This window comes from Streptomyces sp. NPDC101160 (assembly GCF_044768205.1).
Classification (GTDB): Bacteria; Actinomycetota; Actinomycetes; order Streptomycetales; family Streptomycetaceae; genus Streptomyces.
In genome coordinates, this window is sequence record NZ_JBIWPJ010000007.1 from 477,661 (window position 1) to 493,814 (window position 16,154).

Genomic DNA, 16,154 nt, shown 5'->3' on the forward strand with positions numbered 1-16,154 from the left:
ACGTGGCAGCCCGCACAGCGGGTCCGCCGCCCAACCATCGGCCGGCCCAAGGACGTTGATGTTCTCCGGGCCCTGCCCCGGGCCCGGCCGGGCATCCCGCCACACCGGCCCCGGGTCGGCCACGGCGTGACCGTGCGTCCCCTGCACGGTGTTCAGCCGGAGATCCCGCGCCGCGGGCCGCCCACCGTACGGCGCGCGCCCCGCCACCCGGCCGCCTCCAGCACCGCCACGAGGCTCGTGCGCCGCCGCCCGCCCGGCGACAGCGCGCCACGCGGCCCCGGCCGCGCCCTCCGGCCCGCGGTACGGGGTCCCTGCCCCGGCCGCCGAACCACCGGCCGCCGACCCGCCGTACGCGCCCTCCGGCCCGCGGTACGTGGCCCCGGCCGCCGAACCACCGGCCGCCGACCCGCCGTACGCGCCCTCCGGCCCGCGGTACGTGGCCCCGGCCGCTGAACCACCGGGCGCCGGCGCGCCGTACGCGCCTTCCGGCGCGCCCGCGGAACCGGTGCCGCCGTGCCCGCCTGCCGGCGCCCAGAGTGGGGCCCCGGCCCCGGCCGCCGGCGCCTCGGGCAGCGAGGCACCGCGCGTGCGGGACGGCGGCGCGCCGGCGATCCCGGCACCCCCGTACGCGCCCCCGGGCTCCGGCTCGGCGTACGCCGAGCCGTCACCCGCGCGCCCGCCGTCCGGCGCCGCGTCCGTCGCCCGCGCCGCCGACGGGTCCGACCAGGGGTCACGCACGGCGTACCTCCGTTCGGGACGTCAGGGACCACCAGGCGGCCAGGCCGAGGATGACGGACATGAGGACCGTGGAGGGGCCGCCGATGTCCGCGTAGAAGAAGTCGATGAGCTGCCAGGTGAGGATTCCGGCGGCGACCAGGGCGCAGTCCGCGCCGAGCCGCAGCCGGCGGAGGGCCGCGACGAGGAGGGCGGCCCAGCTGCCGGCGAGGGCGAGCAGGCCGATGAGGCCCTGCTCGCTCAGCACGAGCAGGTACATGTTGTGCGGGGACAGCAGCGGCTGGCGGGCGAAGGCGGCGCCCGCGCCGGCCGTGTCGCTGCCCGACGACAGCGCCAGGGACGCGTTGGAGTCGCGGTAGGCGGGGAAGCCCTTCAGACCGACGCCGGTCAGCGGATCGCCGCGCCACATGCGCCCCGCCGCCGCCCACAGCGTGTAACGGTCCGTCACCGACTGGTCGGGCGCGGCCGTGACCTGCGTGATGCTGGTGACGCGTTCCTTGACCATCTCCGAGCCGACGCCGAAGCCGCCCACCAGGACGACCACGAGCGCCCCCATGGCGAGCGCGACCCGCCCGGCCCGCCGCAGCCCCGAGAGGAGCAGTTGCGCGCCGCAGGTGAGGACGGTCGCGATCCAGGCGCCGCGGCTGAAGGAGAGCACCAGCGGGACGAGGAGCAGGCCCGCGCAGACCAGCGCCGCCGTCCGGGCGCGGCCGGCGCGGGCGCCGAGGGCGAGGCCGGTGGCGATGACGAGGGCGTAGGCGACGACGGTGGCCATGCCCATCACGTCGGTGGCGCCGAAGGTGCCGACGGCCCGGACGTCCGCGCCCTGGTACGAGGCGCCGGTCCCGGTCAGGTACTGCACGACGCCGACCGCGCCCTCCAGGAGTCCGAGTCCGATCAGCGCCCACGCCACGACGGCGAAGTCCCGCCGGTCGCGGATCGTCACCATGACGGCGGCCGGGACGAGGACGAAGATCTGCACGTAGCGGGCGACGCCCGGCAGGCTCGCGCCGGGGTCGTTGGAGGTGATCGCGGCCAGGCAGATGCCGAACACGGGCAGGCCGAGCACGACGGCGGCGGTACGGGTCAGGGGCCGCGCCCCGCTCCGCACCACCCGGACCAGGCAGATCAGGACGAGCAGCCCCGACGCGGCGTCGGCGATGGTGCCCGTGCCGCCCGTGCCGCCCTGCGTGCCGCCCCCGCCGCCCGGCACGAGCAGCAGCGCGATCACGGCGAGGACCGGGGACAGCGCCCACGCCCGGCGCGCCCACTCCCGCACGCCCGCTCGAACGCCCTCCCGCACGCCCGGGTCCGCACCCGGCACGCCCACCACGGCTGTCGTCATCAGCTTCCCGTCGGTCGCACGAGACCGGCCGCCGTGCGCAGCAGGATGCAGACGTCCTGCCAGAGCGACCAGTGGTCGATGTAGTGGTTGTCGAAGCGGCAGCGGTCCTCGATCGAGGTGTCGCCCCGCAGCCCGTGCACCTGGGCAAGACCGGTCAGTCCCACCGGCATCCGGTGCCGGGCCGCGTATCCGGCGTGGACGCGGCTGAACTGGGCGACGAAGTACGGGCGTTCGGGCCGCGGCCCGACCAGGCTCATGTCGCCGCGCAGCACGTTCCACAGCTGGGGCAGCTCGTCCAGGGAGGTCTTGCGCAGGAAGTGCCCGGCGGCGCTCATCCGGTGGTCGTCGGCGACGCTCCACCGGGTCGCCGACTCCGTCTCGTCGGACGGCCGGAGCGTACGGAACTTCAGCAGCGTGAACAGCCGGCCGTTCTGCCCCACCCGCTCCTGCCGGAACAGCACTCCGGGCCCGTCCGAGAGCCGCACCGCGAGCGCGCACAGCAGCAGCACGGGCAGCGCGAGCGCCAGCGCGGGCGCGGCCAGCGCCACGTCGAGGGCGCGCTTCGCGGTCAGCCCGCGGCGCTCGGCGAGCGGTACGAGACGGCGGCAGCCGTAGCCCCACAGGTGGTCGCTCATCGGCTCGCCGGCCGGCTCCGCGCCGACCCGCCAGGTGGCGCAGCCGTAGTGCTGGAAGAGCGTCACGAGCCCCTCGTCCTCGGTCAGGAACACGGCGTCGCGGACGGTGTTCTGGATGACCGCCCGGTGGATCTCCTCGCTCGTGGTGAGCACCGGCAGGCCCCGCTCCCGGGCCTGCTCGTGGACCCGCTCCTCGTCCTTCCGGGGGCCGGCGACGCCGACCACCCCGACCGGCCGGATGCCGTACTCGGGGTGCTGCGCGAGCGCCGAGGCGAACCGCCGGGCCGCGCCCGGCACGCCGATGACGAGCGCCGAGCGCGGGTGCGCCCGGGCGAGCCGGCGGCGCCGCCCGTGCGCGAGGCCGCGCACCGCGACGACGGCCGTGACGTGCGTGCCGTACGCGGCGCACAGCCGCAGCGGGCCGATCGCGAGGGCCGGGGAGTACGCGGCGGCCGCGGCCGCCGTCACGCACCAGGCGACCCCGGCGCGGGCGGCGAGCGCGGGCAGTTCGTCGAGCACGCCGACGGGGCCCGCCGCCGGGCGGTAGAGCCCGGCGCGGCCGTCGAGCAGCACGACGAGGGCGCCGACGGACAGCGCCACCTCCCAGCGCCGGTGCACGGCCGAGAGCAGGCACACCGCGAGCAGCACGGCGAGCGCGTCGGCCGCGAACAGCGGCAGGCCGGTGAACCGCCGCCGGGCCCGGCGGCGCGGTGGCAGCGCGAGCCGGTGGGTGCCGCCGCGCGGAGCCGCGAGGCGCCGCGAGGGGAACGAGGGAGGGACGCTGGTGCTTTCCGTAGTCACTGCGCAATCGGCTCTCTGTGCTCCGTGCCCCGCACTCCGGCCAGTTCGCGGTAGAGCTCCGCGACGGCCGCGCCGGTGCGCCGCACATCGAATCTGCTGAGTACGTGCTCGCGGGCCTCGCGGCCCAGCGAGTGCCGCAGCCCGGGCCGGCCCAGAAGGCGGCGGAGCGCGGCGGCGAGCGCGGCCGGGTCGTCGGGCGGCACCAGGCACTGCGCCTCGTGCCCCGGCGGCAGGCTCTCCCGCGCCCCGTCCACGTCGGTGACCAGGACGGGCCGGCCGCTCGCCATGGCCTCCAGGGGCGCGAGCGCCATGCCCTCCCAGCGGGACGGCAACACGACCACGTCGGCGGCCCGGTACCAGGACGCGGTGTCCGGCACCGCCCCGACGAACCGCACCGAAGCCCCGGCCCCCGCCCGCAGCCGCTCCCCGTCCGGCCCGTCCCCCACGAACACGAGCCGCGCGTCCGGCACCGCGTCGAGCACCCCGGGCCAGGCAGCGAGCAGCACGTCCTGCCCCTTCTGCCGGCACAGCCGCCCGACACAGACGACGAGGGGCGCGGATCCCGCTTCGTCGGGCCCCGGCGCGAAGCGCTCCGTGTTCACACCGTTGTGGATCACCGACCAGGACGCGCGGACGCCCGCCGCCTCGCCGCGGCGGCGCTCCGCCTCGCTGACGCAGAGGACGCGGGCCGTCCAGTGGGCGGCGGCCCAGCGCTCCCAGCGGAGGGCGAGCGCGGCGGTGGTGCCGGTGACGGCCTCGAAGGACCAGGCGTGCGGCTGGTAGACCGTCGGGACCCGGCCGCGCAGGGCGAGCCGGGCGCACAGGCCGGCCTTGGCGCTGTGGGCGTGGACCAGGGCCGGGGCGACGGTACGGATCAGGCGGGCGAGGTCGCGGGTCTCGCGGAGCAGGCGCGGGCCGGGGTCGCGGCCGGCCGTCCAGTCGTACGCTTCGGCGCCCTCCGCGCGTACCGCCGCCGCCAGTTCGGTGCCGGGCGGGCAGGCCACGGCGACCCGCAGGCCCGCCGCGAGCTGCCCGCGGACCAGATCGGTGACGACCCGGGCGACCCCGCCGTCACCGGGCTGGACGGCGTGCAGCACGTCCGGCCGCGCGCCCGGGCCCGTAGCCGCGCCTGTACCCGGGTTCGTATCAACGCGTGATGTCCGCCTGGACGAAGAGCGCGCCGAGCCAGACGGCGTCCTTCGGGCTTCCGAGGCGGATGTGGAAACGATCGGCCCCATGGTGCAGCGCCCCCCGCAGATCGAAGACGTCCGAGTCGTACCCCAGGGTGGTGTGATGAGCGGGCAGTCGTTCCATCAGACTTGCTCCCGATTCCGTGATGCTGGAGTTCATCACGTCGTCCGCGGAATTCGCGGAATCGGAGATCACGCTCCGCGTGACGCTCTTCGCCAGGCCCGTTTCCACCGCGAGGTAATCCCCGGAAGTCCCGCGGTCGCCGTCGTACGCGACAAGGCCGAGCCGGCCGTCCGCACCCCGTGGAATGCGGTCCGTGCCGAGCGCGAGCGGGATTTCCAGCTCGGGGTTGGCCGGGCCGAGCGATTCGAAGCCGTCCCACACGGTCAGCTTCCGCAGCGGCTCGTCGGCCTTCTCGTAGGCCGCGACCAGCGTCCAGCCGCCCCAGCCGCCCACCGCCGAACGGCCCATGGCGACGTTCACCTGGGCGACCGTCCACAGGCCCGGCCGGGCCGACCGGACCAGCTCGGTGACGTCGGCGGACGCCTGGAAGGCGTCGGCGCCGTCGGCCGTGCGGTGCCCGATCGTGGTGTCGGCGAGCACCGCCTTGTACCGGCCGCCGGGCTCGGCGATCAGCACCCGCCCGTTGTCCTTGGCCGGCTTCTGCTCGCCCACGTGCAGGTTCCCGCCCCAGTACAGGCGGGCCCAGCTGACCCGGGCCCCGGCCGGCACCCGCAGTTCGGCCCGGCTGGAGTTGTAGGTGTTGGGGTCGTCGTCGACGTCGACGTACTTGACGGTGGCGTTGTCGTTGACCGTCTCGGCCCCCGTCGCGCCCCGCGCCGAGGAGTTCGCGGCGCGGAGGATCCCGCCGTGCTGCACGGCCGAGTACCGCGCGGTGAAGGGCAGTCGGGCGGCCTCCGCGGCCGGCGGGACGGGTGGCGCCGCGGCGAAGGCGGCCGGGAGCACAGCGGAGAGCGCCGCACCCGACACGGCGCACACCAGACCTCTACGTACGGCAAGAACCGCTGAATTCCGCATACAGGTGCTCCGCTTTGACGAGAGAAGGAAGGGAAGACCCGTGGAGACCGGGGGAGGGGAAGAAGTCGGCCACGCGAAATAGATGAACGCGCGACGGGACCGGAAGCAACGTTCGGGACCGTTATAACCCCCGAGCCGGGCGATAGTAAGCATTAGATGCCCGGAAACGCGAACTCCCGTATCCATGCGGCAGGTTCCTCGTTGAGCGTGTTGCGCCTTTCTGGGCCCGGTCGGACGAATGACCCTCCTATGGCCCAAAGATCGGTTGAACGTCACCCGTTCGGGAGAGCAACCGATGAAATCCAGGGGCGTTGATGAGAGCGCCGGACCAAACCGTCCGCGCCGTCCGAGTTGTAAATCGATCGAGGAGACGTTCCCCATGTCCCGTATCGCGAAGGCTGTCGCCCTGTCCGTCGGTGCCGCCGCCGCTGTCGCCGGTGCCACCGGTGTCGCCGCCGCCGACGCCGGCGCCGAGGGCGCCGCCGTGCACTCCCCGGGCGTGCTGTCCGGCAACGTCGTCCAGGTCCCGATCCACGTCCCGATCAACGTCTGCGGCAACACCGTGAACGGCATCGCCGCCCTGAACCCGGCCTTCGGCAACACCTGCATCAACGCCTGATCGCGCACGCCGGATCGTGGTCCTTCCGAGGCCGGCGCGCCGCCCCGACCGGGGTCGGCGCGCCGGCCTTTCGCCGTCTGCTCACCGATGGTGACTCCTCCGGGCGCACCCCTGTGCGCCGCCGGGTGCAACGGCGTACGCCCCCGGGAGGAGCAGGTCAGAAGGGTGGATTCACTCGAACGGAGGCATGGCGCTCGGTAGCCCTCCGGTTGCGGAGCGCTATCTCCGCAGGCACGGTGACGGGGAAGTTGTCCGACGCATAAGGAAAGAGAACACATATGCGTCCCCAGTCATCACGCCGCTTGCTCGCCCTGGCGATATCCGCCGCCGTCACTCTCGGTACGGCGGGTCCCGCCTTCGCCGACCAAACAGCCCCGTACGAACGGGCCTCGCTCCCCGACACCGCAGCGGTGGCACCGGCCGATGGCATCGGTGACGTCCTCGCCACGGTGCAGAAGGCGGTGGCCGACCTGCTCGCCTCCGTCACGTCCGGCAACGTCACCGGGATCGCCTCGACCGTGACCTCCCTGGTCAACAACGTCGTGGCGACCGCCCTCGGCAGCGGCCTGTCCGCGCCGACCCTGCCGGCCCTGCCCGACCTGTCCGGCCTTCCGGGCCTTCTTCCCGGCCTGCCCGACCTGACCAAGCCGCCGGCCGACCTGCCGATCAAGCCGCCGACCGACCTGCCGGTCGATCTGCCGGCCTTCACCGGTGACCTGCCGGCCCCGGCCGACCCGCCCGTCAAGCCGCCGGCTTCCACCGGTGAACTGCCGGCCCCGGCCGACCTGCCGATCAAGCCGCCGGCCTCCACTGGTGAACTGCCGGTCAAGCCGCCCGCGGCCCCGGTCGATCTGCCGGTCAAGCCGCCGGTCGGCTGACCGGCCGCACCCCCCGGGCCGTGCCCGTCCAGGAATCTGGGCGGGCACGGCCGTTTCCGTCATTCGGGTGCAGTGTCGGGAAAACGGTTGTCGACGGGGTTTCCGCCGGGCGTGCCCCTCGTTACCGATGTCAGGAACGGACGTACGGGGTTCACTCAACTCCCCTGTGCGACAAGCGACTTGCTCACACAAGGAAGGACTCTCTTCATGAAGCCCACCAAGGTTGCCGCGGCCGTCGCCGGTTCTCTGCTCGCCATGGGCGTCGCCGCGCCCGCGATGGCCGCGGAGTCGGTGCTGCCCACCAGCCTGGACGGTGGCCTCGGCTCGCTGACCAGCGGCGGCCTGAAGACGGACGCGCTCAGCAGCACCACGGACGGCTCCCCGGTCAAGACCGTCACCGACGCCGCGACCCAGCTGAACCAGACCGGCAAGGGCAGCGGCGGCGCCGCCTCGCTGCTCGGCGGTCTCCCGCTGGGCGCGGGCCCGCTCGGCTGACCCCGGCCCCGCACGGGAACACCGTCAACCACGGCCCCCACCGGTCACCGGTGGGGGCCGTCCATTGCTGCACTCAGGCGAATGCCGTCACGAAACACCCCGGCAACTCGTTTGCAGGACATGAATCTGCGATCTCACGCCGGTCTGGGACTCCTCGCCGCCGCCATCGCCTCGGCGGCCCTGGCCTCCCCGGCCGCCGCCGACGCGCCCGTGGTCGTCCCGCTGCAGGGTCTCGACCCGGTGCTCCCGGGCGACGCCCCCACCATCAGCACGGGCGTCCCCACTCCCATCCCCGGCGCTCCCACCGGCTTCCACCAGGGCTCCGGCGGCCTGCCGGACCTCACCCTGCCCCGTATCCCGCTGGACAGCGCGCTGTCCGAGACCGACATCGCGGCGCCGCTGCCCGAGCTCCTCAAGGGCAGCGAGCCGGGCACGGCCGAGCTGCTCAGCCCGCGCTCGGACATGAAGGCCGTCACCCCCGGCGCCGTCGTCGGCAACCCGCTCGGCACCCCGGCGGGCGACGGGCTCGGCGGGCTGCCGGAGCTCGGTCTGCCCGAGGCCGGTGTGCTCACGCCGGCGCTCGGCGGCGCGCTCGACCCCCAGCTGGGTGTGCACCCGGACGCGCGCTGACGCTCCGGGTGCACGCTTCTTTGTGCGAGCTGCGGCCCGGCGGGTGAAGACACGATTCTTCCCGCCACCCGAGGGAGCGCCGCTCGTTGCAAGGAAAGGCTTGTCGCATGGCCGCGGCCCGCGGCTTCCGGTGCGTTCCGTCGTAGCCGACGGCGGGCGTACGGATGTTCCGCGGGCCATCTTCGGAACCGCTGATTCCGAAGATTCCGCTGATCCCGCCGGTTTCTCCGGTCCTCTTCTCCGGTCCTCTTCTCCGGTTCTTAGGTTCTTCGTTCCATTCGGCGCAATGGCCGTGACCCCACGGTCGTTCCGCCGTTGAACGACACACGTGACCGTGGTTCTCGCGGTCGCTTTCCACGTTCAAGGAGTTCTTGATGTCTCGCATCGCGAAGGCTGCCGCTGTTCTCGCCGGCACCGGTGCCGTTGCCATGGCCGGTGCCGGCCTCGCCGCCGCCGACGCCGGCGCCGAGGCGGTCGCCGCCCACTCGCCCGGCGTCGCCTCCGGCAACGTCGTGCAGGTTCCGGTCCACGTGCCGATCAACCTCTGCGGCAACACCGTCAACCTCGTCGGCCTGATCAACCCGGCCTTCGGCAACCAGTGCGCGAACGTCGACGGCCACGACAAGGGCGGCGAGGGCGGCTACGGCGGCTGATCCCCGTCCCGCACCACTCGTAGGACGCCGTGTCCCCCCGGCCCGTCTGGGCCGGGGGGACACGGCGTCTTCGCTGCTCCGGCGCCTCAGGCGTACCGGTAGACCGCGCTGTGGTCGAGCAGTTCCGCCGGCGTCACGTTCCACGGGCCGAGCCGATCGTGCAGCGCGGCGACCTTGCGGTACTGCGGATCGCCCAGCGGCGGCGGGTCCTTCGGCAGATAGCCGGCTCCCGGGTTGCGGGTCTGCCAGCGCGACCACAGCAGGTCGATGTAGGCGTGGTGCAGCCAGAACACCGGGTCGTTGACCGAGCCGCCGCCCAGCATCAGCCCGCCGATCCAGCGGTGCACCCGGTTGTGCAGCCGGAAGCGGTCGTTGCCGGTGCCGGACGCCCAGCCCTCCAGGCGGTTGCGGAAGCCGAAGCCGCTGGTGGAGTTCCAGGGCGCCGAGTCGTACGTGTGCTCCCGCATCGCCTGGTCGACGTCCGCCGCCGTCGGCAGCGTGATCGGATCGCGCGGACGGCCGAAGTCCCGGCTCAGGAAGCGCTGTTCGGTCATCCCGTAGCGCACGGTCCACTTTCCGCCCGCGTACGCGAACGGGCCCGTCGTCACCTGGAAGTCGCCGCGCCGGCCGTTGCCGCCCATGAAGTCCTCGCTCCACAGCGAGGCCGCCGGCGTGTTGTCCCGGGTCCAGTCCCAGTACGGCACGGTCACCGTCGGGTCGATCCGGCGCAGCGCCCGCTCGAACTCCAGCAGGAACTTGCGGTGCCAGGGCAGGAAGCTCGGGCACATGTGCGCCACCCGGCGCTTCCCCTCCCCGTCGGCGACGTAGTAGTCGATGTGGGTGCGCACGAACTCGTCGTACTTCCCGGACCGCTTGAGCTCCAGGACGGCGGAGACGAAGCGCCTGCGCTCGGGGCTCGTCAGATCGCGCTGGTTCTTACGCGTGTACGGCACGCGGGCTCCCTCCGGGGCGGGCGCCCTCGGCCCCGCTGTCGGCGTGGCTGCCGTGCCAGGCGGCGTACCGGCTCAGCGGGGCCGGGCCGAGATCGGCCACGGCCGCGCGGGTGGCCGCCAGCGGCGTCGGACAGGACTCGTAGTGGTCGATGGGGGTGACCCAGCCGCCGTCGGCGCAGCGCATCAGATGCAGCGGCCGGCCGTCGACGAGGACCAGCGGCTCTCCGGAAGGTCCCGCGAAGCCCTGGATGCGACGGCCCGCGTACATCTCGTCGAAGGCGTACGGGTCCTCGGCGTCGTTCGGGTCGGTCCGGTCCTGCCGGGCCGGTATGGCGGTGATTCGGGTCAACGCGCCGCCGGTGAAGGCGGTGACGGCCAGTGCGAAAAGCGAACGCACGGCCACCCGGCGCGGGACGATCATGATTGATCTCCTGGGGTCGAAAAAGGTGCCCTATGGGCACAACGATGAAAACCCCGGTTCGTTGCGGCGGAAATGACAGTCGACGGATTCTCGGCCGAATGAGTGAATTCGGCTCCGGCTGCCGGGTGTTCGTCCCCTAGCATCCGGATTCATGACCACATCCAACGTCGAGTCCAGGGCGCACAGCGCCCATTCGATCGGGACGCTCACCGCCGTCTCGTGGACCATGGGGCCCACCGACGACCTGCCCGCCATCCCCCGTCTGATGGTGTATTCGCTCGGGGACGGCCTGCACGGTCCGGAGGCCGGCGCGCAGGAGCTGCGGGCGGTCCTGGAGGGCATGGGCGCGACGATCGGCGCCGAGGTCGCGTTCGCCGGGGAGGAGCGGGAGCTCGGCGTGCACCTCCTGGTCGAGGCGGAGCGGGCGGTGTTGAACCTGCCGTTCATGCAGGCGCAGTGCCCGGTGACGCCGGAGTGGCAGGAGGCGGCGTACGAGAGGGGCAACGCCATCCTGACGATCCCGCTCCTGCCGTGGCCGGAGGCGGCGCCGGGCACGCCGATCACGGAGGAGCGGCTGAAGGCCTTCGTCACCGACGACAAGGTGGTGCGGAGCTCGGCGCACATCACGGTGCCGGTGAGCCGGATCCAGGGCTGAGCGGTCAGGGGGCGGCGCGATGACGACGCTGAACGTACCCGGCGGGGCCGGGGTCCCGGGGCCGCGGCAGCGGGACGAGGCCCAGGAGCAGGACGGGCGGGCAGGCGGAGCGGGGACCGGCGCGAGCCGGGCCTTCGCCTGGATGCTGATCGTGACCGGGGCGGCGGGCGTGCTCGCCGGCTGGGTGATCACGATCGACAAGTTCAAGCTCCTGGAGGACCCGAACTTCACTCCGGGGTGCAGCCTCAACCCGGTGATCTCCTGCGGCAGCATCATGAAGAGCGAGCAGGCGGGCGTGTTCGGCTTCCCGAACCCGATGCTGGGCCTCGTCACGTACGCCGTCGTCGTCGCCGTCGGCGCCGGGATCCTGGCCGGCGCCCGCTACCGGGGCTGGTTCTGGCTCGGCCTCAACGCGGGCATGCTGTTCGGCGTCGGTTTCTGCACCTGGCTGATGCAGCAGTCGCTGTACGAGATCAACGCGCTGTGCCTGTGGTGCTGTCTGGCCTGGTGCGCGACGATCACCATGTTCTGGTACACCACCGCGCACACCGTGCGCCATGGGCTGCTGCCCGCGCCGGCCGTGGTGCGGAGCTTCCTCGGCGACTTCACCTTCGCGCTGCCGGTGCTGCACATCGGGATCATCGGGATGCTGATCCTGACCCGCTGGTGGGAGTTCTGGACCAGCTGACGTGCGCCCCCTCCGCCCCTGGACGACATGGCCGCGAGTGGCACTGACCGTGCTGCTCGCGGCCGTTCTCGTGTCCCTGGTGTCGTACGGGCGGCTCGCGCCGGACGGCCGGGACCCGCCGGCGGAGCCCGTACCGCGGCCCGTACGGGAGCGGGCGCCGGTGCCGGCCGGGTTCTTCACCGGCTCGGACGAGGCGGGGGCGCGGCGGATCGCCGAGGTGGAGAAGTGGCTGGGCGGGGCGCCGCTGACGGTCGGGCACACCTATCTGCCGGGCGACCGCTGGTCCAACATCGAGGGGCATCCGGCGCTGTTCGGGCCGTGGGCGCGGTGGAAGGAGCAGCGGCCGGGGCGGCTCTTCGTGCTCAACGTGCCGCTGATGGACCGCAACGAGGAGGGCGTCGGCGACGCGGAGGCGCGGGCCGGGCTGCGGCGCGGGGCGGCCGGGGCGTTCGACGGGCACTTCCGCACGCTCGGCGAGCGGCTCGTGGCGCACCGGCTCGCGGACGCGGTCCTGGTGCTCGGCTGGGAGATGAACGGCACCACGTACACGCACCGCTGCGGGCCGGACCCGGCGGCGTGGAAGGCGTACTGGCGGCGGGTGGTGACGGTGCTGCGGCAGGTGCCGGGGCAGCGCTTCCGCTTCGACTTCGCGCCGAGCCGCGGGCTCGACGCCCTGCCGTGGACGCGCTGCTGGCCCGGCGACGACGTGGTCGACATCGTCGGCATGGACGCCTACGACCAGCCGGCCGGGCTCTCCTTCGAGGAACAGGTGACGGAGCCGTACGGACTCGCCTTCCACGCCCGGTTCGCGGCGGCGCACGGCAAGCCGGTGTCGTTCCCGGAGTGGGGGCTGTTCCGCAACGGGGACGATCCGGCGTACGTACGGGGGATGCTGGACTGGTTCGCGCGGCAGCGGCCCGTCTACCAGACCTTCACCGACTACTGCCCGCACGGGGTGTGGGGCTGCGCGGCGAACCCGAGGTCGGGCGAGGTGCTCAGGGGCGCGCTCGGCCGGGCCGGTGGCTCGGGGAGCGCAGGGTCAGGCCGCCCTTGAGGGTGTCGACGGTGCGGTCGAGGAGCGTCACGAGCTCGTCGCCGCGGCCGTGTTCGGCCCAGTGCACGGTGGCCTCGCGCAGCGCGCCGAGGACGGCGGCGGTGAAGACCCGTACCTCCAGGTCGTCGGGGTCGCGGCCGGTGCGCTCGGCGACCGCGCCGGAGAGCAGCCGGCCGGTCTCGGCGGTGGTCTCGGTGAAGCGGGCGCGGACGGCCGGGACCTCCACCAGGAAGCGGGCCCGCAGCAGCGTCTCCGCCGGGTCCTCGGCGAGGGCGGCGGAGACGGCGTCGAGGATCACCGTGCGCAACGAGTCGAGGGGTTCCTCGTCGGCGGGGCGGGCGCGCAGCCGGTCGACGAGGAGAGCGTCCTGGTCGTCGCTGAGGAGGATGTCCTCCTTGACCGGGAAGTAGCGGACGACGGTGGACGGGGAGACCTCGGCCGCTGCGGCGATCTGCTCGATGGTCGTGGCGTCGTACCCCTGCGCCGCCACCAGCCGGTAGGCGGCCTTCCGGATCGCGGCGCGGGTCTTCAGCTTCTTGCGCTCGCGCAGGGAGGGGCGGTCGGGGGTCGCCATGGCGTTCATTGTGCCTGGTCAGGACGCTATGCGTGCTGGTAGGCCACCAGCGAGATGCCGACGTAGTGGACGATGAAGGCGGCGAGGGTGAAGGAGTGGAAGACCTCGTGGAAGCCGAACCAGCGCGGTGACGGGTCGGGGCGCTTCATGCCGTAGATCACTCCGCCCGCGCTGTAGAGGACGCCGCCGACGATCACCAGGACGAGGACGGCGATGCCGCCCGCCCGCATGAAGTCCGGCAGGAAGAAGACGGCGGCCCAGCCCATCGCGATGTAGCAGGGCGTGTACAGCCAGCGAGGGGCGCCGACCCAGAAGACCCGGAAGGCGATGCCGGCCGCGGCCGCCGCCCAGACCGCCCACATGAGCGGCCGGCCGGTGGAATCGGGGAGGAGGAGCAGCGTCAGCGGGGTATAGGTGCCCGCGATGATGAGGAAGATGTTGGCGTGGTCGAGCCGCCGCAGCACCGCCTCGCCGCGCGGTCCCCAGTTGCCGCGGTGGTACAGGGCGCTGATGCCGAAGAGCAGACAGGCCGTGAGCGCGTAGATGCCGCAGGCGATCCGGGCCCGCGGCGAGTCGGAGAGGGCCACCAGAACGAGCCCCGCGACGATCACCGCGGGGAACATTCCGGCGTGCAGCCAGCCTCGGAGTCTCGGTTTGAGCGGGAGCGGCAGCGCCGGGCGCTGCTCCGTGATGGCGAGGTCCGCCGAGGCTGCAGTCATGGTTCGGCATCGTACCGACGCCCCCGTAAGCCTTGGATATGAGTGGCGATGCTCACGTGTGCGGCCCTCTGGACAGATGGGCGGTAGCATCGGATGATCAAATGAGTGCGGTCGGCACCGGATGAGCGCCTACGACGCATCCGGGTCGCAGCCCCCAAGGGGCATACATCTTAAAAACCCCTCTTCAAGGAGCAATCGTGGCGCGCGACAACGCGGCTCCCTCCACCGTCCCCACCCAGCACCAGGAGCTCGTCTCCTGGGTCAACGAGATCGCCGAGATCACCCAGCCCGACGCCGTCGTCTGGTGCGACGGGTCCGAGGCGGAGTACGAGCGCCTCTGCGAGGAGCTCGTCGCCAAGGGGACCTTCAAGAAGCTCGACCCGGTCAAGCGCCCGAACTCGTACTACGCCGCCTCCGACCCGACCGACGTCGCGCGCGTCGAGGACCGGACCTTCATCTGCTCCGAGAAGGAGGAGGACGCGGGCCCGACCAACCACTGGAAGGCCCCGGCGGAGATGAAGGAGATCTTCGCGGGCGAGAAGGGAATCTTCCGCGGCTCGATGAAGGGCCGCACCATGTACGTCGTGCCCTTCTGCATGGGCCCGGTCGGCTCCGAGCTCTCCGCCATCGGCGTCGAGATCACCGACTCCGCGTACGTCGCCGTCTCCATGCGCACCATGACCCGCATGGGACAGGCCGTCCTCGACGAGCTCGGCACCGACGGCTTCTTCGTCAAGGCCGTCCACACCCTCGGCGCCCCGCTCGCCGAGGGCGAGGAGGACGTGCCGTGGCCGTGCAACAGCACCAAGTACATCTCGCACTTCCCGGAGACCCGCGAGATCTGGTCCTACGGCTCCGGCTACGGCGGCAACGCCCTGCTCGGCAAGAAGTGCTACGCGCTGCGCATCGCCTCCGTCATGGCGCGTGACGAGGGCTGGCTCGCCGAGCACATGCTCATCCTCAAGCTGACGCCGCCGCAGGGCGAGGCCAAGTACGTGGCCGCCGCCTTCCCGTCGGCCTGTGGCAAGACCAACCTCGCCATGCTGGAGCCCACGATCTCCGGCTGGACGGTCGAGACCATCGGCGACGACATCGCCTGGATGCGCTTCGGCGAGGACGGCCGCCTCTACGCGATCAACCCCGAGGCCGGCTTCTTCGGCGTCGCGCCCGGCACCGGCGAGCACACCAACGCCAACGCCATGAAGACGATGTGGGGCAACTCCGTCTTCACGAACGTCGCGCTCACCGACGACGGCGACGTGTGGTGGGAGGGCATGACCGAGGAGCTGCCCCAGCACCTCACGGACTGGAAGGGCAACGACTGGACGCCGGAGTCCGAGACCCCGGCCGCCCACCCGAACGCCCGCTTCACCGTGCCCGCCGGCCAGTGCCCGATCATCGCGCCCGAGTGGGAGGACCCGAAGGGCGTGCCGATCTCGGCGATCCTCTTCGGCGGCCGCCGCGCCTCCGCCGTCCCGCTGGTCACCGAGTCCTTCGACTGGAACCACGGCGTCTTCCTCGGCGCCAACGTGGCCTCCGAGAAGACCGCCGCCGCCGAGGGCAAGGTCGGCGAGCTGCGCCGCGACCCCTTCGCCATGCTGCCGTTCTGCGGCTACAACATGGGCGACTACATGGCGCACTGGATCAAGATCGGCCAGTCCGCGGACGCCGCGAAGCTGCCGAAGATCTACTACGTCAACTGGTTCCGCAAGAACGACGCCGGCAAGTTCGTCTGGCCCGGCTTCGGCGAGAACAGCCGCGTCCTGAAGTGGATCGTCGAGCGCCTCGACGGCAAGGCCGAGGGCGTCGAGACCCCCATCGGCATCCTGCCGACGAAGGACGCCCTGGACACCGACGGCCTGGAGCTGGCCGACGAGGACCTGGACTTCCTGCTCACCGTCGACAAGGACGTCTGGCGCGAGGAGGCCGCCCTGGTCCCCGCGCACCTGGAGACCTTCGGCACGCACACGCCCAAGGAACTGTGGGACGAGTACAAGGCGCTGGTCGAGCGCCTGGGCTGATCCCGTAGAGACTCGTGGCGGGTTGCCCCGATTTCCGCCCTGACCAGCT

General features: G+C 72.8%; 17 protein-coding genes. 9 read left to right on the plus strand and 8 right to left on the minus strand.

The window, feature by feature from the left end:
* Positions 1–730: 730 nt before the first annotated feature.
* Genes ACIRSU_RS24910 through ACIRSU_RS24925 form a run of 4 tightly spaced genes read right to left on the minus strand, consistent with a single transcriptional unit; the run spans position 731 to position 5,745 of the window.
* Entirely contained in the window at positions 731–2,080 is a 1,350-nt protein-coding gene (locus ACIRSU_RS24910) for an O-antigen ligase family protein (RefSeq protein ID WP_403796013.1), read from the minus strand.
* Positions 2,080–3,516: an exopolysaccharide biosynthesis polyprenyl glycosylphosphotransferase gene (locus ACIRSU_RS24915; protein WP_403796015.1), complete on the minus strand. Its 1,437-nt coding sequence runs from the start codon at positions 3,514–3,516 to the stop codon at positions 2,080–2,082. Before ACIRSU_RS24915 ends, ACIRSU_RS24910 begins: the two co-directional genes overlap by 1 nt.
* Positions 3,513–4,613 carry a glycosyltransferase gene (locus ACIRSU_RS24920; protein WP_403796018.1) on the minus strand — a complete coding sequence of 367 codons (1,101 nt, stop codon included), beginning with the start codon at positions 4,611–4,613 and terminating at the stop codon, positions 3,513–3,515. The genes ACIRSU_RS24915 and ACIRSU_RS24920 overlap by 4 nt, the downstream gene beginning before the upstream one ends.
* Before the next feature lie 49 nt (positions 4,614–4,662).
* Positions 4,663–5,745: a DUF3344 domain-containing protein gene (locus ACIRSU_RS24925; protein ID WP_403796021.1), complete on the minus strand. Its 1,083-nt coding sequence runs from the start codon at positions 5,743–5,745 to the stop codon at positions 4,663–4,665.
* 379 nt (positions 5,746–6,124) lie between these two features.
* Here ACIRSU_RS24925 and ACIRSU_RS24930 point away from each other — a divergent pair, with 379 nt between their 5' ends.
* From ACIRSU_RS24930 to ACIRSU_RS24950, 5 genes are all read left to right on the plus strand, one after another.
* The gene (locus ACIRSU_RS24930) at positions 6,125–6,364 is read left to right on the plus strand and encodes a chaplin (protein WP_403796024.1); all 240 of its coding nucleotides are present in this window, start codon (positions 6,125–6,127) and stop codon (positions 6,362–6,364) included.
* A gap of 278 nt (positions 6,365–6,642) precedes the next feature.
* Entirely contained in the window at positions 6,643–7,242 is a 600-nt protein-coding gene (locus ACIRSU_RS24935; RefSeq protein ID WP_403796026.1) for a hypothetical protein, read from the plus strand.
* Positions 7,243–7,449: 207 nt separating this feature from the next.
* Positions 7,450–7,737, plus strand: coding sequence for a hypothetical protein (locus ACIRSU_RS24940; protein ID WP_403796029.1), 288 nt, complete (start codon positions 7,450–7,452; stop codon positions 7,735–7,737).
* Positions 7,738–7,857: 120 nt separating this feature from the next.
* Positions 7,858–8,367, plus strand: a complete 510-nt coding sequence (locus ACIRSU_RS24945) for a hypothetical protein (protein WP_403796031.1) — start codon at positions 7,858–7,860, stop codon at positions 8,365–8,367.
* Between the two features lie 374 nt (positions 8,368–8,741).
* Positions 8,742–9,020, plus strand: coding sequence for a chaplin (locus ACIRSU_RS24950; protein WP_403796034.1), 279 nt, complete (start codon positions 8,742–8,744; stop codon positions 9,018–9,020).
* An 86-nt stretch (positions 9,021–9,106) separates the two neighbouring features.
* Here ACIRSU_RS24950 and ACIRSU_RS24955 read toward each other — a convergent pair whose 3' ends face one another.
* Both ACIRSU_RS24955 and ACIRSU_RS24960 read right to left on the minus strand, forming a co-directional pair.
* The gene (locus ACIRSU_RS24955; protein ID WP_403796036.1) at positions 9,107–9,973 is read right to left on the minus strand and encodes a tyrosinase family protein; all 867 of its coding nucleotides are present in this window, start codon (positions 9,971–9,973) and stop codon (positions 9,107–9,109) included.
* A complete protein-coding gene (locus ACIRSU_RS24960) occupies positions 9,957–10,394 on the minus strand; it encodes a tyrosinase family oxidase copper chaperone (protein ID WP_403796039.1) in 438 nt (145 codons plus the stop codon). The genes ACIRSU_RS24955 and ACIRSU_RS24960 overlap by 17 nt, the downstream gene beginning before the upstream one ends.
* A gap of 151 nt (positions 10,395–10,545) precedes the next feature.
* Here ACIRSU_RS24960 and ACIRSU_RS24965 point away from each other — a divergent pair, with 151 nt between their 5' ends.
* From ACIRSU_RS24965 to ACIRSU_RS24975, 3 genes are read left to right on the plus strand one after another with little or no spacing between them, the layout of a single operon-like run.
* A complete protein-coding gene (locus ACIRSU_RS24965) occupies positions 10,546–11,049 on the plus strand; it encodes a DUF5949 family protein (protein WP_403796041.1) in 504 nt (167 codons plus the stop codon).
* 19 nt (positions 11,050–11,068) lie between these two features.
* The gene (locus ACIRSU_RS24970) at positions 11,069–11,737 is read left to right on the plus strand and encodes a vitamin K epoxide reductase family protein (RefSeq protein ID WP_403796044.1); all 669 of its coding nucleotides are present in this window, start codon (positions 11,069–11,071) and stop codon (positions 11,735–11,737) included.
* Positions 11,738–11,774: 37 nt separating this feature from the next.
* Complete coding sequence (locus tag ACIRSU_RS24975) at positions 11,775–12,791, plus strand: glycoside hydrolase family 26 protein (protein ID WP_403796046.1); 1,017 nt, start codon at positions 11,775–11,777, stop codon at positions 12,789–12,791.
* On the opposite strand, the gene ACIRSU_RS24980 is transcribed toward ACIRSU_RS24975, so the two are convergent.
* Both ACIRSU_RS24980 and ACIRSU_RS24985 read right to left on the minus strand, forming a co-directional pair.
* Complete coding sequence (locus ACIRSU_RS24980) at positions 12,733–13,374, minus strand: TetR/AcrR family transcriptional regulator (protein WP_403796048.1); 642 nt, start codon at positions 13,372–13,374, stop codon at positions 12,733–12,735. The genes ACIRSU_RS24975 and ACIRSU_RS24980 overlap by 59 nt on opposite strands.
* A 17-nt stretch (positions 13,375–13,391) precedes the next feature.
* Entirely contained in the window at positions 13,392–14,084 is a 693-nt protein-coding gene (locus tag ACIRSU_RS24985) for a hemolysin III family protein (protein ID WP_403796051.1), read from the minus strand.
* A 197-nt stretch (positions 14,085–14,281) separates the two neighbouring features.
* On the opposite strand from ACIRSU_RS24985, the gene ACIRSU_RS24990 reads away from it, so the two are divergent.
* Positions 14,282–16,105 (plus strand): phosphoenolpyruvate carboxykinase (GTP), encoded by a 1,824-nt coding sequence (locus ACIRSU_RS24990; RefSeq protein ID WP_403796053.1) that lies wholly within the window; start codon positions 14,282–14,284, stop codon positions 16,103–16,105.
* Positions 16,106–16,154: the final 49 nt, after the last annotated feature.